Consider the following 16,677-nt stretch of genomic DNA (forward strand, 5'->3'; position numbering starts at 1 on the left):
ACAAGGAGCGACTGTCGCCGGGACGGTCGAAACAATACGATACCCAAAAGGATACAGGTATCGTGAACACGCACGTCCACAACGACCTCTCAAGTGACAAGAAAATCAGCAAGGTTTTCCATGCCTACGGCTATTCTATCCAGGTGCGGAAAGATGGTCGACGTATGTGGCCTGCTAAATTCAAACGAGCCATGGTTTACAAAATTCGCTCAAAAGAATTGAGCGTTAAAGAGCTCTCGGAAGTTTGCAAAACAGATCAGTTCACAGCCAAGCAATGGCGGCGGGAATACGGTAAGGTGGAATCTCTGAACGAAACAATCCACCCGGCCGAGCCTGTTTTTGCGCAGCTTACGTTGTCGGACGATGATCGCTCAACTCAGCGCTCAGCTGGCGACATAAGGGTCCATTGCAAAGGTTTTGATTTGACGCTTCCTGCAAACTACCCGGTGGAAGGTATTGTGCAGATACTAAAGACTCTAGGTGGTGGATCATGATCTCTCCAGCTGGCAACTTTAAATTCTATGTCGCGACTAAACCGGTCGATTTCCGAAAAGGCATGGATGGCTTGGCAGCAATTGTTCAGAACGAATTTGACCTCGATCCGTTCAGCGGTGCGTTTGATATCTTTGACGATCTTCTCGCCAGGGCTCTTCGTTGTCTTTCTCATCGTCCACTCCTCGGTGGCTACGATGAGCAACAAACACTCTCTTAGCAAANGCAATGAGCTTTCTATCCCGATTTTCGGCCGCGAACATCGCCAAGCTGTTACTACATCGGACCCATCGCTTGCGGAGTTCCTGGGCCATCCGGGATCTTGGTGCTTGATGGCGGAGTGGATTGGAAGAGCCTGTCGCTGTCTTCCAAGGATGCAGAGTTTTTGGAAAGTCGCAAGCTCAGTAACATGGATGTGGCCCGGACCTTCAGTGTCCCGCCAACGGCCATCGAACAGGCCATGAATGCCGCTTTACTCACCGCCGAAGGACGCAAGAGGCACTTTGTAGAACATGACCTCGCAGGCTTGTTGCGTGGTGATCTGAAGGCCCGCTATGAGGCTTACCGCATCGGTCGCGAATGGGGATGGCTCAGCCCCAACGAAATTCGAGGCTGGGAGAATCTGCGCGAGATTGAGAATGGTGACGAATACCTATCACCGCTCAATATGACCCAGCTAGGTGAGCGTGATCGGGTTTGTCATTGGGGCGTACACTGTTAACCATGATACTGGCGAAGTCACTGTCTACCGCGAGGGTCAAATACCGGCAAAATCGAACGGGCCGGATATTGATGAAATGCTGAGGGGCAGCAATGGCAAAGCGTAGAAGCAGGTTCCCGGAGTAACGAAAGCTACCGATCGACACGGCAAGGTTCGCTGGCGTCTGCGTCGCACAATCAAGGGGCGTAGAATTGATTGTAACATCGATGCAATCTACGGATCAGACGAATTTCGAACACTATACGAAATGGCGATTGCGTCCCCTCGAGAACGGAAATCAGGAACTGATAAGCGCACCATTGCATTCTTAATTGAGGATTATCTCGGCAATCGCGCCTTTCGTGATCTGGCCAAGACGACGCAATACGCAAAGCGGAGGCGCTTGGATTGGATACGCGAGGCGATCGGACCTGCTTACTATGCAGACCTTCTGCCCCGGCACGTAACGGCGCTAATGGACAGGAAGGGTGGTCTGGAGGCCGCCAATCGGCTGCATAAAGACCTTTCCCAGCTCTACAAATGGGCCAGTAAGAAGCATGGATTTAAAGGTTCTCACCCAACAAACGACGTTGACCGGCATAGGATCGAGACAGACGGATACCATACTTGGACACATGAGCAGGTAGCCCAATTTCGTGACTTCTACGCCACTGGCACAAAGCAACGACTTGCGTTTGAGCTAGTTCTGGGAACTGGTGCGGCAAGGCAAGATGCAGCTCGTATGGGGCCACTGAACATTCGCGGTGGAGTAATTCGCTATGCGCGAGGAAAGACCGGTGGCAAAGTTGAGTTGCCTTTGGCGAAATTGCCTGACCTGACCCGTGAACTGACCGCAATCAGTGAAACCCGCGAAGTGTTTGTTTGCAGGCAAGATGGCACACCGTACACGACTGAGGGCTTTGGGAATTGGTTTGCCAAAATGGTGCAGGCGGCAGGGTTGCCAACTGAGTGCCGAACGCACGGCTTACGAAAGCATGGAGCTATGCGTTTGGCCGAGGTTGGAGCAACTGAAGCCCAGATTGCGGCTTTTCTCGGTCACAGATCCCACCATGAGGCGCGGCGCTACATTGCGGCTGCAAATCGCATGACTCTAGCGTCTTCTGCGCTGAATCTGCTCGAAAATTTGTCCAACCAAAGCAAAGGTTGGGCAAATCAACCCTTCAAATATCTGAAAAGAAAAAGATAAAATGAGAATTTGGCGACCCCGGCAGGATTCGAACCTGCAACCTGCCCCTTAGGAGGGGGCTGCTCTATCCAGTTGAGCCACGGGGCCGTTGGTGTAGGGAATAGGTAAGCAGGGCTGGGTTGTCTAGCGGCGTTTCAGGGTCTGTCCGGCAGCGATCTTCGGTGACAGTTCGATCCGCTCACCGCCGCCGGTATCGCCGCTTTCTCCGCTGCGATCTGCGATGATTTGGGCTGCGGCGCGGCCAATTTCCTTGCGGCAGGCGTCCATTGTGGCCAGTTGTCGCGGCAAGCCATCCAGAAGTTCAACGCCGTTAAAGCCGGCAAGACCGATCTGACCGGGCACGTTGATGCCTTGGTCCAGACAGTACAGAAGCCCGCCCGCGCCGATCATGTCGTTCGAGTAATACATGAAATCCAGCTCGGGCGTGCGCTCAAGCATGACTTCGGTCATCTCGCGGCCTTTGGCCAAGGCGGATCCGCCCTCATAGAACTCGCGATCAGAAATCTCGATGCCTTCCTTCGCCAGAACTTCGGTGAAGCCTTCGAACCGTTTGCGGGCGCGGTGGTCCAGAGGCATCTTGGTGCCCAAAAAGCCGATATTCTTGTAACCTGCCTTTAGAATGGCCTTGGCCATCTTGCGACCGGCGCGGCGGTGGGAAATTCCGACACAAGCATCGATTGCCTCGCCGTCGGTATCCATGATTTCGACGACGGGGATGCCAGCGGCTTTCAGCATCGATTTGGCGGCGTCGGAATGCTCTAACCCCGCGATAATCACACCGGATGGGCGCCAGGACAGCATCTCGTACAGCACCTTTTCTTCGCGCTGCGGGTCGTAGTTCGTGACACCGACAACGGGCTGCAAGGGCGTTTCATCCAGTACTTCATTGATGCCCATCATGACCTCGGGGAACACCATATTGGACAAGGACGGGATGATCACAGCCACAAGGTTCACGCGCTGCGACGCAAGGGCGCCAGCGATCTTGTTGGGCACATAGCCAAGAGTCTTCGCAGCTTCCAGTACGCGGTCGCGTGTTGCCTGACTGACATCCCCGCGATTGCGCAACACCCGGCTGACCGTCATCTCGCTGACACCCGAGGCTTCAGATACGTCACGAAGGGTCAGGGGGCGGCGGTTCGGGGGGGTGTTGCTATCTGTCACGAAGGCATCCTTGTCATATGAGGTTTGACATATGTTAGCGATAGATACCTTCTTGGCAATGCCCCAATTTAACAGGGATGTTAGGCTAACGGTTCCGCTAACCGTGTAACCAGTGCGTCTTGTACAGGCGGAGTGCCCGCCACCATTCCGCGCAGCTGGGGGTGTGGGTTGTTAAATCGCGCAGGTCCATTGACCTGATCGCTTACGATGCCGCCGGCCTCTTCCACGATCAACGACCCGGCCGCGACGTCCCACTCCCAAGTTGGGCGCAGGGTCATCATGGCGTCGAACCGCCCTTCGCCGACCACCGAAAGTCGATAAGCAAGCGAGCTGCGGAAACTGCGTTTGACGGGTGGAACGTCTTTGTCCCGCCATAAATCGGGCGCGAAGTTGGGTTTGGCGGCCAGAACCGTCGCATTTTCCAGTGTCGATGTCGTGCTGACCGACAACGGGGCGTTGTTCAGCGTGGCACCCTGTCCGCGTGTGGCTGCATAAAGTTTGCCACGTTCGGGCAGGTACACCACGGCGGTTTCAACAATCCCGTTTCGTGCGATGGCCAGCGAGTGCGCCCATGTGGTCGAGCCTTCGATAAAGCTGCGCGTGCCGTCGATCGGGTCGATAATGAACACTTGTTCGGCCTCAAGGCGCCTGGGGTCGTCTTCGGTCTCTTCTGACAGCCAGCCATAGTCGAGTCGTGCGCCGGTCAGTTCGTTGCGTAGCATGCGATCCACGGCCAGATCGGCCTCGGTCACGGGGCCTTGCCCGCCGGGTTTGTCCCAGCGCTCGGCCGATCCGTGGAAAAAGCCCGAGGCGATCTTGCCCGCGGCTTCGGCTGCGTCGATTAGAAGTTTCAGGTCATCAGTCACCGGCAAGGGTCATCCCTTCGACCAGCAGGCTGGGGATCATGCGGCTGAGATGCGGTTCGGCGTCATTCGCCGGGATGATCCGCTTCAGCATGTCGCGCAGATTGCCCGCAATGGTGCATTCGTTGACGGGATAGGCAACTTCGCCGTTCTCGATCCAGAAACCCGACGCCCCGCGCGAATAATCGCCCGTGTTCGGATTGATCGTGGACCCGATCATCGATGTCACCAACAGCCCGGTGCCCATCTGCGCGATCAGATCCTCTTTCGTCGAATTTCCCTTCGTTAGAGCCACATTCGAGATTGAAGGCGAGGGCGGCGCAGACGTCCCGCGTGATGCGCTGGCGGTGCTTTGCATCCCCAACTGGCGTGCTGTGGCGATGTCCATTGTCCAGCCGGTCAGCTGTCCGTTGTCGACGATCTTGCGCAGCTGAGTGGGAAGGCCTTCACCATCAAAGGGCCGCGAGCCGGAAATGCGGGCGCGGTGCGGATCCTCGATCAGGTCAATCCCGTCGGGCAGAACCTGTTCACCCAAAGCGTCCAGAAGCCAAGATGATCCGCGTGCAATCATCGCGCCGTTCGAGGCGCTCAGCAGATGCCCGATCAGGGACGCAGAAATCCGTTCGTCATACAGCACCGGATAGGCACCTGTCGGCGGTTTCTTTGCGCCCAGACGTTCGACGGTGCGATTGCCCGCTTTGGTGCCGATTTCCTGTGCGCTGGGCAAATCGGCCTGAAAGATGCGCATCTCACCGGCATAGTCACGTTCCATCGTCGCGCCCTCGCCGGTGATCGCCACGGTCGAGATAGCGCGGTTGGTACGGCCATACCCACCCGAAAACCCGTTCGAGCAGGCCAGATGGAACTGGTGCCGCCCATAGCCCGCTGACGAGCTGCTGACCTGCGATACGCCCTCGACGGCCAACGCTGCGGCCTCGGCTTCCAGCGCATCGCGTTCCAGCGCTGCGGGGTCCGGTTCGGCACTTGGGTCAGCCATCTCTAGGGCTTCCAAATCCCAATCACGCGCCAGTTCAGCCGGATCAGCCTGCCCAATATGGGGATCTTCGGGCGCTTCCTTGGCCATCGCTACGGCACGCTCGGCCATCGCGTTGATCGTCGCCTCGGACACATCCGATGCCGAAACGCAGGCTTGTCGCTGGCCCAGCATCACGCGCAGCCCGATATCCACGCCCTCGGACCGTTCGGCGTGCTCCAGCTTGCCGTTCAGCACGTCGATGGACACCGACGTTCCATCCACCGCCAATGCATCTGCCGCATCCGCACCGGCCTTCTGGGCGGCGTCCAAAAGCTGTTGGGTCAGGCTGTCAAGCGATGCGCGCATAGGGCGTCCTTTCAATTACGTGCCTCTCAGGTAACCCTTGCACCTCGCGCTCGCAAGATGTGTCTCTGGCATCTGTGTGAATGCTGCGCTAGCATCCAAGGAAGGGAGGGCACCATATGCATGATATGACTGGGAAAACTGTTGTGATCACCGGCGCAAGCCGCGGGATCGGAGAAGCCGCCGCGCACATCTTTGCGCAGGCCGGTGCGAATGTGGTTCTGACAGCTCGCAGTGCGTCACAAATCCAAGCCATCGCCGCAGAAATTGGCGAGCGTGCCTTGGCTGTGACGTGCGACGTGTCGAATTGGAGCCAGGTGAAGGCCGCCATCGATTTGGCCCACGGACGCTTCGGCACGGTCGATGTGCTGATCAACAATGCGGGCGTGATTGAACCCATCGGTCCGCTTGAAACCTCGGACCCCGAGGGCTGGGGTCACGTCATCGACGTGAACCTAAAAGGTGTCTATTACGGCGCAAGAGCGGCCTTGCCCTATATGATCGAACAGGGCGGCGGGTCGATCCTGACCATCAGTTCCGGGGCGGCGCACCGCCCGCTCGAGGGCTGGGCGCATTACTGCACGTCGAAAGCGGGCGTGCATATGTTCAATGAAGCACTGCACCTTGAAACCTCGGGCAAGGGTGTCCGCGCGATCGGTCTGTCCCCAGGTACCGTCGCCACCCAAATGCAACGCGAGATCAAGGCCTCGGGCGTGAATGCGGTTGCGCAGTTGAACTGGGACGATCACATCCCCGCCGAATGGCCCGCCCGCGCGCTGTTGTGGATGTGTTCGGAAGATGCCGACGAATATCTGGGGCAAGAGATTTCGCTTCGCGATGTAGACATCAGAAAGCGGGCGAACGTATTCGGATGATAGATCTGACAAAAGACGATGGCGTCTGGGTGGTGACCATCAACCGCCCGGACAAAGCAAACTCGCTGACCAAAGCGATGTTGGAAGAGCTGGCCCAGATCGCGCAGGACGCGGCGGGGGACGCGCGGGTGCTGATCCTGTCCGGTTCGGGCAAGGTGTTTTCGGCCGGGGCTGATTTGGACGAGGCAAAGGCCGGTTTGGCCACCGATGATGTGTGGGAGCGTCTGTCTGCCGCTATCGCAGCTGCGCCCTGTCTGACCATTGCCGCCCTGAATGGGACGCTGGCTGGCGGTGCTTTTGGAATGGCGCTGGCCTGCGATCTGCGCATCTCGGTTGCAAGCGCCAAGTTTTTCTATCCGGTGATGAAGCTGGGCTATTTGCCTCAGCCGTCTGATCCCGCACGCCTCACTGCGTTGGTTGGTCCTGCACGGGCCAAGATGATCTTGATGGCGGGCCAGAAAATCCGGACGGACGAGGCGCTGTCCTGGGGTTTGATTGACCGTGTGGTCGAGGTGGATAACCTGATGGATGCCGCCTTGGAACTTGCAGACCATGCGCGTTTGCAAAGCGCTGATCATGTGGCGGCAATGAAGCGGATGATCCGCTGAACTAGGCTCTAATCCAGCCCGACCTTGTCATTTGCCCTCTGGTTTGGGGGCAGGTGGTCGCGGTTCTGCGTCAGATCCGTGGGAAACGCCCGCCCGCACAGCGCGTAATCCGGCAAGGAAGTCTTGCTCTTCGGGGGTAAACCGCTATCCCTTTCTAAGGGTTTTGTCAGTGATCGTGTGAAGGCAAGGAAAAGCAGATGGAGAATCGACCTCAGATCGTGGACACCGCGCTGGGCTATCTGAACCAAGGGTGGGAGATCGCCGAAGGTTGGCTTCTGTCGCCCGCCGCGTGGTCCCAGTTTGGGCTGCTTGTCGCCGCCTATTTGGCCGCACGTTATACCGATAAGAAGCTTGAACCCTTTCTGACCCGCATCCTGACCCCAAATGGGGATCGCAACCATCCGATTTCCAAGCTGCGTCTGTTCGCGTTGATCTTTCTGCCCCTGACGATGCCGCTTCTGGCCTGGGCCTTTACTGCGCTTGGTGAACAGGTCACGCGCTCGATCTTTGGGTCGGGCGCAGTTATCGCCTTCGGGAAACGCGTGTTCCTGTTCCTTGCCGTCCGTGCCTTTGCGCGTGAGATCATCAAAGATCCGTTCCTGAAACTGTTGGGCAAGTACATCCTGATCCCAATGGCCGCGCTGTATACTGTGGGTCTGCTGGATCTTGTCACCACCAAATTGGATGAAACGGTCGTGCCGCTTGGCAACATGAGCTTCTCGCTGCTGTTCGCCATTCGATTTGCCGTTCTGGGCGGTGTCATTTTCTGGCTGGGTCGCTGGTCCAACGACCAGACGGCGCAGGCCATTAAGAAGCAGGAAGAGATGCGCCCCGCCACGCGCGAGCTGGCCGTGAAGGCGGCTGAGATTGGCATTTTCGGTGCAGCCTTCCTGATCCTGATGAATATCATGGGCGTCAATCTGACCTCGTTGGCGGTGCTTGGGGGGGCGATTGGCGTCGGACTGGGCTTCGGGTTGCAGCAGATCGCCTCGAACTTCATTTCGGGCATTATTCTTCTGCTGGAAGGGCAGGCGACGGTTGGCGATTATGTTGAACTGGACGGGGGCGAGGCCGGTACGATTGTCAAAATGACTGCCCGTGCCGCCATATTAGAGACGTTTGACGGCAAATGGATCGTCGTCCCAAACGAGCATTTCATTACGACCCGCGTGGTGAATTTTTCGGACGCGGGCAGCGCCAATCGCTACGAGGCGCCGTTCTCGGTCAGCTATAAGGCTGACATCGAAGCCGTGCCGGGTATCATCGAAGAAGCTGTCACCAAGCTGGACTTCATCCTGACCGACAGTGAAGAACACATGCCCGATTGCGAACTGCGTGCCTTTGGCGATAGCGGCGTTGATTTCGCGCTAGAGTTCTGGGTGAACGGCATCGATGATGGTCGAAACAAGTTTACGCCACGTGTCATGATGCAGATTTGGAAAGCACTCAAGGCCAATGACATAGAAATCCCCTATCCGCACCGCGTTGTCGAGATGCTGAACGACGGGGCCAAGAACTCTTGAAGACAGCTCTTGTCATTGGGGCGGGACCTGCGGGTCTGATGGCCGCCGAAGAACTTGCGCGCGCGGGGCTGTCGGTCATTGTTGCTGACGCCAAGCCCTCTCCGGCGCGCAAGTTCTTGATGGCGGGAAAATCCGGGCTGAACTTGACAAAATCAGAGCCTATTTCGGCATTTTTGTCCCATATTTGTGGATCTGACAGCCTGCGTGATATTGTGGCTTCCTTTGGACCCGAGGCGGTTCAGGACTGGGCGCGAGAATTGGGGCAAGCGGTCTTTACAGGGTCCTCTGGGCGCGTCTTTCCGAAGGTGATGAAAGCCTCGCCACTGCTGCGAAATTGGCTGGCGCGGTTGGATCAAGCGGGGGTGCAGCTGCGCCGGAACTGGCGCTTGGTCGGAATGGGTGATGGTGCGATGCAGTTTCAAACGCCCGAGGGTCCGCAAACACTGCATCCCGACGTGACTGTCCTTGCGCTGGGCGGCGCAAGCTGGGCGCGGTTGGGGTCTGACGGAAAATGGGTCTCTATCCTTACTGAAAACGGTGTTTCTTGTGCTCCGTTCCTGCCCGCCAATATGGGCTTTGTGGTTGCGTGGAGCAGCCATATGGAGCGCCACTTTGGCCACCCCGTGAAATCCGTGCGTGTCACCGCCGGGGATCAATCGGTACAGGGCGAATTCGTGATTTCATCACGTGGCATCGAAGGATCCGCCATCTATGCGGTCAGTCGCGCGATGCGCGATGGTGCATCCTTGGTGCTGGATCTTCTGCCGGGCCGAAACCTTGACGACATTACCGCCCGCCTGTCGCGGCACCGTGGTAAGGCGAGCCTGACAAATCACCTGCGGAAAACTTTGAAGCTGGATCCTGTGAAGTTAGCCCTGATGCAGGAGTTTTCGCGTCCGTTACCTCAGGACCCTGCTGAACTCGCCGCCCTGATCAAAGCCCTGCCGATCTCCCATCAAGGACCACGCCCGATGGACGAGGCAATCTCGACCGCGGGTGGCCTGCCGTTCGAGGCGCTGGATGATGGTCTGATGATCAAAGCGCTGCCGGGCGTGTTCGCTTGCGGTGAAATGCTGGATTGGGAGGCCCCAACAGGCGGTTATCTGATCACCACCTGCCTTGCCACAGGGCGTCATGCGGGCCGTGCTGCGGCGGCATATGCACTGGCTTAGCGCCGACCGCCCATCATGGACAGCCGGATCAACGTCCGTTCCATCAGCGCCATCTGCGGGGCCTTCTGGGCGGATCTCAGGGTCAGATCCGTGTCGATCAACACCTCCAGCGCCTGTTCCAGCCGCCGAAGCCCCCATTTGCTGGCCTGACGCACCATGCGGTCACGCGATTTGAAATGCACCGGCGGGCGCAGGCGGTTGATGCCTTGGCCCGGTCCAGCGGGATCCGAACTGGCGCCATGCAGCGCACGGAAATGCCGGGTGGCGCCGATGCACAGCCCCACGGCGGCAACGCCCTGCGCCTGCAATTTCGCAAGAATAGGGCCTATTTCGCCTGAACGCCCCTCGGCCACCGCGTGCAGCAGATCGTCCAACGCCGCCTCGGTCGAGGCGGGCGCGACCGCCAGCACATCATCGGGTGTGACGGGCGAAGGATCGGACAATTTATACAGCCCCAGCTTCTCCACCGTCTGACGGAAATCCCCAGGATCCAGATCGCGCGACAGGCCCAGAAGATCGTCCATCGCTTCGGGTCCGACCTGCCCGACGCCGGCGCGTTTCAGGTCGGCTTCGATCTCGTCCCGTGTGGGCGGATCGTCATAGATCCCCACGGCAAAGGCATTTGGGTGCCCTTCAAACAGCTTACGCAGGGCAGAACGAGCGGTCAGCGAGCCCGCCGTCACCACGACCTGCGCGTCACCTTCCTGCCAGTCTGCTATGGCCGGAGTGATGATTTTGGCCAGCGTATCCGTTGCATCCTCCACGAAGGCCACGCGCGGGCCGGGGAAGAAGCCTTGCGACTTGATCGCGTCCGACAGCATTGCGGGGTCTTTGCGCAGATCGGCGGCGGGCATGCGGGTCAGGCGCATCTCGTCTTCGCCAGTTGGGCCGATCAGATTAGCAATCAGTTGCTGACGTTTCAGGGCCACACGCATTGCGTCGGCCCCGAAAATCAGAACGCCCATCCGCTTGGGGTCGGGCTTTGCGAAATATCCGCTAGCGTCCCGAGGCGCGAGCTTCATTCGCTCCAGCCTGAGAAGGTGGCGAGGAAACGCGTGGTGATCTGATCGGCAAGCAGCACCATCAAACGACGATTCGCGTCACGTTCGACCGCGGCAGTCGACACGGTCGAACCCTCGGTCGAATAGGAGGTGAAGTTGGACACGGTGCCCTTTTCGATTACCTCGCCCGTTGCGACAGAGGTCACGGTGAACTCTACCGCGCCCAGCACCTGCGTGCGGGTGATTTCTTGCCGAGGTGTAACCCCCACGCCTTCGGTGCGTGTGGTGATGGTATAGGCCAGCGAATAGGGCGCCGTCAGGTTGCGACCCAGCCGTTCCTCCATCCGCTTCACGAACGCATATCCATTTTCGTCATTCGGCGCGGCAATTGTGACAGCGCCGCGCAAACCTTCGGCTGATCCCCCTGGGCCATGCACGGGGGTAAATCCGCACCCGGCCAGAGCGAACCCGGCAATGGCAGAGGTCAGGAAGAGGCGGCGATTAAACGACGACATTCACAATACGTCCCGGAACAACGATGACTTTCTTAGGGGCCTTACCATCCAGCGCCCTGACGACAGCATCCTCGGCCAGCGCAAGTTTTTCAACCTCGTCTTTTGCCATGTCCTTGGGCACGCTGATTTCCGCACGGCGCTTGCCGTTGATTTGGATCGGCAAGGTGACAGTGTCCTCCACCAGCATGGCTTCGTCGGCAATGGGCCACGCGGCCTGTGCGACCAGACCTTCGCCGCCCAGCATTGACCAGATTTCCTCGGACAGGTGCGGCGTCATGGGGGACATCAGTTGTGCCATCGTGCGCATGGCCAGCTTTTGCGCCTTGCCACCGGCCTTCGATTTCGAGACGGCGTTCTGATAGGCGTAAAGCTTTGCAATGGCCGCATTAAAGCCGAAGCTTTCAATGCCCATGGTCACGTCGTGGATGGCTTTGTGCATGGCGCGCAGCAGCTCTTCATCATTGCCGTCGGCGTCATCCATATCGGCGATCTTCACGGCTGTTGCGAAGACACGGGACAGGTGCTTGGCGGCAGCTTCGGCGCCCGACGCGGTCCATTCTACGTCGCGTTCGGGGGGCGAATCGCTCAGCACGAACCAACGGGCGGTGTCGGCACCGAAGGCGTCGATGATGTTTACCGGGTCGACGACATTGCATTTCGATTTCGACATCTTGGCTGAAGGATAAACACGCAATCGTTTGGGTTCATCAGACGGATCTAGTTCATCTTGCGCACGCCACCATCTAATGAGTGATGACGTGTCATTGGGGTCGAGACCTTCCTCTTCGACGTCTTTCTTTGAAAATGCCATTGGCTTTCCGGAATCCTCAAAGCGGACGACGTCTTCCGGGTAATAATACACAGGACGCGCATGCCAGACCAGTTTGGCAGGGGTGCCATCTGCTGTTTCAGCATCTTCGCCAGCCTCGATCTTTTCAGAGCCTACGTACATTTCGTGCGTCACCATGCCCTGCGTGAACAGCGCATTAAACGGCTCGCGTGCTTTTTCCGGCAAGTGGCCGCAGATATTCATCGCGCGCGCGAAGAAGCGCGAATAGAGCAGGTGCAGGATCGCGTGCTCAATGCCGCCGATATACTGGTCGACATTCATCCAATAGGACGCCTCTTCCAAATCGGTCGGCGTGGCCGCGTGCGGTGAGGTGAAGCGCGCATAATACCAGGACGAATCGACAAACGTGTCCATCGTGTCGGTTTCACGCTTGGCGGGCTTGCCGCAGGATGGGCAAGCGCAATCGCGCCATGTCGGGTGACGGTCCAGCGGGTTGCCCGGTACGTCAAACGACACATCCTCGGGCAGTTTGACCGGCAGATTTTCCTTTTTCTCGGGAACCACGCCGCACTCGTCGCAATGGACAACAGGGATTGGGCAACCCCAATAACGCTGGCGGCTTAGACCCCAATCGCGCAGGCGGAATTGTTCCACGCCTTTGCCCCATCCGGCTTGCTCTGCGAATTTCACCGTGGCCTCGATGGCTTCTTCACCCGTTGCCTCGTCCAGACCGGCGAAGTGGTCGACCCATTTCACCTTCTCGGTTTTCGGCGGCACGAAGGCTTCGTTTTCGACCGGCTTGGGATCGTCCAACGACAGGAACGTGTCTTTCACTGGCAGGTCATACTTACGGCAGAAGTCCAAATCGCGCTGGTCGTGGGCCGGACAGGCGAAAATCGCGCCGGTGCCGTAATCCATCAGAATGAAGTTGGCGATCCAGACCGGCAACTCCCAATCTGGGTTCAGCGGGTGCTTCACGCGGATGCCGGTGTCATAACCCAGCTTCTCGGCGGTCTCGATGGCTTCGGCAGTGGTGCCGCCTTTGCGCATTTCGACAAGCTGCGCTGCAATTTCCGGGTTTTCGGCCTCAAGCGCCTTCGAAATCGGGTGGTCGGGCGAGATGCCGACGAAGCTGGCACCCATCAGGGTGTCGGGGCGCGTCGTATAGACCTCGATCCCGTCGCTGCCATCCACACGCTCAAAGCTGAATTGCAGACCTTGGCTGCGGCCAATCCAGTTGGCCTGCATGGTGCGCACTTTCTCGGGCCAGTTGTCCAAACCGTCCAGCGCATCCAGCAGTTCACCCGAATAATCCGAGATCTTGAAGAACCATTGCGTCAGGTCGCGACGTTCCACCGGCGCACCGGATCGCCAGCCGCAGCCGTCGATGACCTGCTCGTTGGCCAGAACCGTCATGTCGACCGGATCCCAGTTCACCGTGGCGTTCTTGCGGTAAACCAGCCCTTTTTCCATGAAGTCGATGAACATCGCCTGCTGCTGGCCGTAATATTCCGGGTCACAGGTGGCGAATTCGCGGCTCCAATCAATCGAAAGACCCAGCGGCTTCATCTGACCTTTCATGGTCTTGATGTTGTCATAGGTCCACGTGCCGGGGTGGCCGCCCTGCGCCATCGCCGCGTTTTCGGCGGGCATACCGAAAGCATCCCAGCCCATCGGGTGCAGAACCGAGAACCCACACGAGGATTTATAGCGCGAGATCACATCGCCCATCGTATAGTTGCGCACGTGCCCCATATGAATGCGGCCCGACGGATAGGGGAACATCTCAAGCACATAGTATTTGGGCTTCGTTTCATCGCGCGTGGCGGTGAAAATTCCAGCCTCGTCCCAGGCTTGTTGCCATTTCGGTTCGATATCGGCGGCGGTGTAACGCGACATAGGTCTGGTCCTTGATGTGAAAACGCCGGGCGAGTGGCCCGGCGCATGTCTTATAAGTCTGGTCGTTCCGGGTCTAGAGCTTGCCGTCACGAATACGTAGCTGGCGGGCGCGGGTCAGAATCGCGTCCTCGACTTTGCGCACAGCCTCGGCGCTGGCGGGGCGACCACCGCTTGTATAAAGCGCAACCGACAGCGAACGGGCGTCCAATGCGGGGTCACGCACATATATAGTGGCCTTATAGGCAGCGCCGCCGCCGGGCGGACGGCCATATCCGGTCACGATGATACCCGAGAACGGGTCAGCGGCCTGAACCGGCAGGAAGCTCAGCACATCCAGCGATGCATTCCAGATATAACGGTTTACTTCGACCGTGGTGTTGGGATCGTCGACGTTTTTGAACAGATCCCAGATGGTTTCACGCTTTTCCTCAGGAGGAGGCGTGTCGCGCGTGCCCTGTGCTTGCTGTTGCTTGCTTCCCGAGCCGCCTCCGAAAACGTTGCCCGATCCGGCGGACCCAACCGATCCTCGGCTGCCGCCGCAAGCTGAAAGGCCAATCACAGCAATCACTGAAAGGCCAAAAGCAGTAGTCTTAAGGATGCTCATGAAACAGCCCCATATGCTAAAAATTCCTCTTGTTAGTATATAAGCACCTGCGGGCGGGCAAGCGTTTTCCCCAACGCCAAAAATACGCCCATATATAGAAGAATCGCTTGATAAATCGGGTTTTCGCCAGATGGGCGAAAGAAACTGTGGCATAGAAGCACCAATGCAGCCCGCAATCGGTTTTCAGCGTTCCTGTCAGCTTGCAATGCGGGCCGGAAAGGTGGAATTACCCAAGCATACTCAATTCGGATTCCCCTGAATTGAGGCTAACTCTTGAAATATGAGGGAAAACGAAATGAAAAAGATTCTCTTCGCTTCGACCGCTCTGGTCGCAACCGCAGGCGTAGCAGCAGCAGCAGATGTTGACTTCTCCGGCGCAGCCAAAATGGGCTTCAAATACGATAAATCCGCTGCTGACCAATGGTCCACCGTAGCTGAAACCACCCTGTCGGTTGCCATGACTGGTGAAACCGACGGCGGCCTGTCGTTCGGCGCTAAATTCGACATCACCGCTGGCAGCAGCTTTGATGGCAGCAAGAACACTGAAAATCAAGAAATCATCGACAAGACCATCGTCTATGTCGAAGGTGGCTTCGGTAAGTTCTCGGTTGGTGAAGTTGACAACGCTGCTCAAACCGTAACTGGCCTGTCGGATATCGGTTTGACCGGTCTGGGCACCGATAACGTCGCAGAAACTCTGCGCGGCGCTTCGAAAGCCAACATGCTGTATGAAGGTACCTTTGGTGACTTCAAAGCTGCTCTGTCGTACAACATGGTTGCAGGCGGCAACAATGACTGGGCAGTTGGTGGTAAGTACACCATGGGCGACTACTCGGCCGGTCTGGGCTACAGCAAAGCCGCTGGTGTAAATGCTGTTCACGTTCAGTTGGGTGCAAATGTTGGCGATATCGCGCTGGCTGGCCTGTATTCGAGCACAACCGGTTCCGGTGCTAAGATCCATGACTACGGTGTCACTGCCGCTTACACCATGGGCGCAGTTACCGTAACTGCGGCTTATTCGGACACCAATAAAGCCCTCGCAGCCGGTGAGCTCGCAACCGAAGCCTACGGTCTGGGTGTTGCCTATGATCTGGGTGGCGGTGCTTCGCTGCAAGCCGGCGTTGGCGAGATCAAAGGTGTTACCAAAGCCGATCTGGGTATCAAAATGTCCTTCTAATCCTAACGGATTATTCGGAATGGGAAGAGCGGGCCTTGCGCCCGCTCTTTTCTTTTGGGACATCTGGTGCGGAGATATGCACAGGATAACCCATGCCACTTTCAGACATTCAAGACCGTATCGCCAAAGAAGAGGCGCGCATGGATCGCGCCCCCGGATCGGCGCAGTTGATCGCTGTATCCAAGGTGCAGCCGCTAGAACGTGTTGTGGCCGTGCTGCAAGAAGGGCACCGTGTTTTTGGTGAAAACAAGGTGCAAGAGGCTGCGGGAAAGTGGCCTGATCTGAAAGCGCAGTTTGATGGTGTTGAGCTGCACCTGATTGGCCCGCTGCAAACCAACAAAACCCGGCAGGCTATGGGGCTTTTTGATGTGATCCACTCGGTCGATCGCCCAAAACTGGCACGCACGATTGCGCGTATTGCCGAGGAGGAAGGACACTGTCCCCGCCTGTTTATTCAGGTGAACACGGGCGAAGAGGACCAGAAAGCGGGCGTGCTTTCTGACGAGTTGGACGACCTTGTCGCTCTATGTCGCGCGCTGAATCTGCCAGTCGAGGGATTGATGTGCATTCCGCCCTCAGGCGAAGAACCCAGCCTTCATTTTGCGCTGCTTGCGAAGCTTGCAAAGCAGCACGGATTCGATGGTCTCTCGATGGGAATGAGCGGTGATTTCGAGCGCGCGATTGCACAGGGCGCGACCTATGTGCGTGTGGGCTCGGCGATTTTTGGCGAACGAGACTACGGCTGATC

General features: G+C 57.9%; 17 protein-coding genes and 1 tRNA gene. 10 read left to right on the forward strand and 8 right to left on the reverse strand.

Annotation, left to right across the window (positions count from 1 at the left end):
• The 4 genes from FIL88_RS15200 to FIL88_RS15215 form a co-directional block, all read left to right on the forward strand.
• Nucleotides 1–494 (forward strand): hypothetical protein (locus tag FIL88_RS15200; RefSeq protein WP_221931166.1); only part of this gene is annotated, 494 nt, incomplete at its 5' end.
• Nucleotides 491–712: an IS66 family insertion sequence element accessory protein TnpB gene (gene tnpB / locus FIL88_RS15205; protein ID WP_142854741.1), complete on the forward strand. Its 222-nt coding sequence runs from the start codon at nt 491–493 to the stop codon at nt 710–712. The genes FIL88_RS15200 and tnpB, both read left to right, overlap by 4 nt.
• Nucleotides 713–817: 105 nt before the next feature.
• Nucleotides 818–1,213, forward strand: a complete 396-nt coding sequence (locus FIL88_RS15210) for a phage portal protein (protein ID WP_185960976.1) — start codon at nt 818–820, stop codon at nt 1,211–1,213.
• A 247-nt stretch (nt 1,214–1,460) separates the two neighbouring features.
• Entirely contained in the window at nt 1,461–2,399 is a 939-nt protein-coding gene (locus tag FIL88_RS15215; protein ID WP_142854743.1) for a tyrosine-type recombinase/integrase, read from the forward strand.
• A gap of 10 nt (nt 2,400–2,409) precedes the next feature.
• Here FIL88_RS15215 and FIL88_RS15220 read toward each other — a convergent pair.
• The 4 genes from FIL88_RS15220 to FIL88_RS15235 form a co-directional block, all read right to left on the reverse strand.
• A tRNA-Arg gene (locus FIL88_RS15220) sits at nt 2,410–2,486 on the reverse strand.
• 36 nt (nt 2,487–2,522) lie between these two features.
• The gene (locus FIL88_RS15225) at nt 2,523–3,563 is read right to left on the reverse strand and encodes a LacI family DNA-binding transcriptional regulator (protein ID WP_246066745.1); all 1,041 of its coding nucleotides are present in this window, start codon (nt 3,561–3,563) and stop codon (nt 2,523–2,525) included.
• An 80-nt stretch (nt 3,564–3,643) separates the two neighbouring features.
• The gene (locus FIL88_RS15230) at nt 3,644–4,435 is read right to left on the reverse strand and encodes an inositol monophosphatase family protein (RefSeq protein WP_142854744.1); all 792 of its coding nucleotides are present in this window, start codon (nt 4,433–4,435) and stop codon (nt 3,644–3,646) included.
• Complete coding sequence (locus FIL88_RS15235) at nt 4,422–5,768, reverse strand: TldD/PmbA family protein (RefSeq protein WP_142854745.1); 1,347 nt, start codon at nt 5,766–5,768, stop codon at nt 4,422–4,424. Before FIL88_RS15235 ends, FIL88_RS15230 begins: the two co-directional genes overlap by 14 nt.
• A 116-nt stretch (nt 5,769–5,884) precedes the next feature.
• Here FIL88_RS15235 and FIL88_RS15240 point away from each other — a divergent pair, with 116 nt between their 5' ends.
• The 4 genes from FIL88_RS15240 to FIL88_RS15255 all read left to right on the forward strand — a co-directional run bounded on the left by FIL88_RS15240 (nt 5,885) and on the right by FIL88_RS15255 (nt 9,943).
• On the forward strand, nt 5,885–6,640 hold the full coding sequence (locus FIL88_RS15240) for an SDR family oxidoreductase (RefSeq protein WP_142854746.1): 756 nt from the start codon (nt 5,885–5,887) through the stop codon (nt 6,638–6,640).
• A complete protein-coding gene (locus FIL88_RS15245; RefSeq protein ID WP_142854747.1) occupies nt 6,637–7,248 on the forward strand; it encodes an enoyl-CoA hydratase/isomerase family protein in 612 nt (203 codons plus the stop codon). The genes FIL88_RS15240 and FIL88_RS15245 overlap by 4 nt, the downstream gene beginning before the upstream one ends.
• A 197-nt stretch (nt 7,249–7,445) precedes the next feature.
• Nucleotides 7,446–8,771 (forward strand): mechanosensitive ion channel family protein, encoded by a 1,326-nt coding sequence (locus FIL88_RS15250; RefSeq protein WP_142854748.1) that lies wholly within the window; start codon nt 7,446–7,448, stop codon nt 8,769–8,771.
• A complete protein-coding gene (locus FIL88_RS15255; protein ID WP_142854749.1) occupies nt 8,768–9,943 on the forward strand; it encodes a TIGR03862 family flavoprotein in 1,176 nt (391 codons plus the stop codon). The genes FIL88_RS15250 and FIL88_RS15255 overlap by 4 nt, the downstream gene beginning before the upstream one ends.
• Here the strand turns inward: FIL88_RS15255 and holA are convergent.
• The 4 genes from holA to FIL88_RS15275 all read right to left on the reverse strand — a co-directional run bounded on the left by holA (nt 9,940) and on the right by FIL88_RS15275 (nt 14,752).
• Nucleotides 9,940–10,965: a DNA polymerase III subunit delta gene (gene holA, locus FIL88_RS15260; protein WP_142854750.1), complete on the reverse strand. Its 1,026-nt coding sequence runs from the start codon at nt 10,963–10,965 to the stop codon at nt 9,940–9,942. The genes FIL88_RS15255 and holA overlap by 4 nt on opposite strands.
• Nucleotides 10,962–11,459 (reverse strand): LPS assembly lipoprotein LptE, encoded by a 498-nt coding sequence (lptE, locus tag FIL88_RS15265; RefSeq protein WP_142854751.1) that lies wholly within the window; start codon nt 11,457–11,459, stop codon nt 10,962–10,964. The genes holA and lptE overlap by 4 nt, the downstream gene beginning before the upstream one ends.
• Entirely contained in the window at nt 11,446–14,148 is a 2,703-nt protein-coding gene (leuS, locus tag FIL88_RS15270; protein WP_142854752.1) for a leucine--tRNA ligase, read from the reverse strand. Before leuS ends, lptE begins: the two co-directional genes overlap by 14 nt.
• Before the next feature lie 73 nt (nt 14,149–14,221).
• Nucleotides 14,222–14,752: a DUF3576 domain-containing protein gene (locus FIL88_RS15275; protein ID WP_142854753.1), complete on the reverse strand. Its 531-nt coding sequence runs from the start codon at nt 14,750–14,752 to the stop codon at nt 14,222–14,224.
• 295 nt (nt 14,753–15,047) lie between these two features.
• Between FIL88_RS15275 and FIL88_RS15280 the strand changes: the two genes are divergently transcribed.
• Both FIL88_RS15280 and FIL88_RS15285 read left to right on the forward strand, forming a co-directional pair.
• On the forward strand, nt 15,048–15,929 hold the full coding sequence (locus tag FIL88_RS15280; RefSeq protein ID WP_185960977.1) for a porin: 882 nt from the start codon (nt 15,048–15,050) through the stop codon (nt 15,927–15,929).
• A 92-nt stretch (nt 15,930–16,021) separates the two neighbouring features.
• Nucleotides 16,022–16,675 (forward strand): YggS family pyridoxal phosphate-dependent enzyme, encoded by a 654-nt coding sequence (locus FIL88_RS15285; protein ID WP_142854755.1) that lies wholly within the window; start codon nt 16,022–16,024, stop codon nt 16,673–16,675.
• Nucleotides 16,676–16,677: the final 2 nt, after the last annotated feature.

It is taken from the genome of Aliiroseovarius halocynthiae (assembly GCF_007004645.1).
Classification (GTDB): domain Bacteria; phylum Pseudomonadota; class Alphaproteobacteria; order Rhodobacterales; family Rhodobacteraceae; genus Aliiroseovarius; species Aliiroseovarius halocynthiae.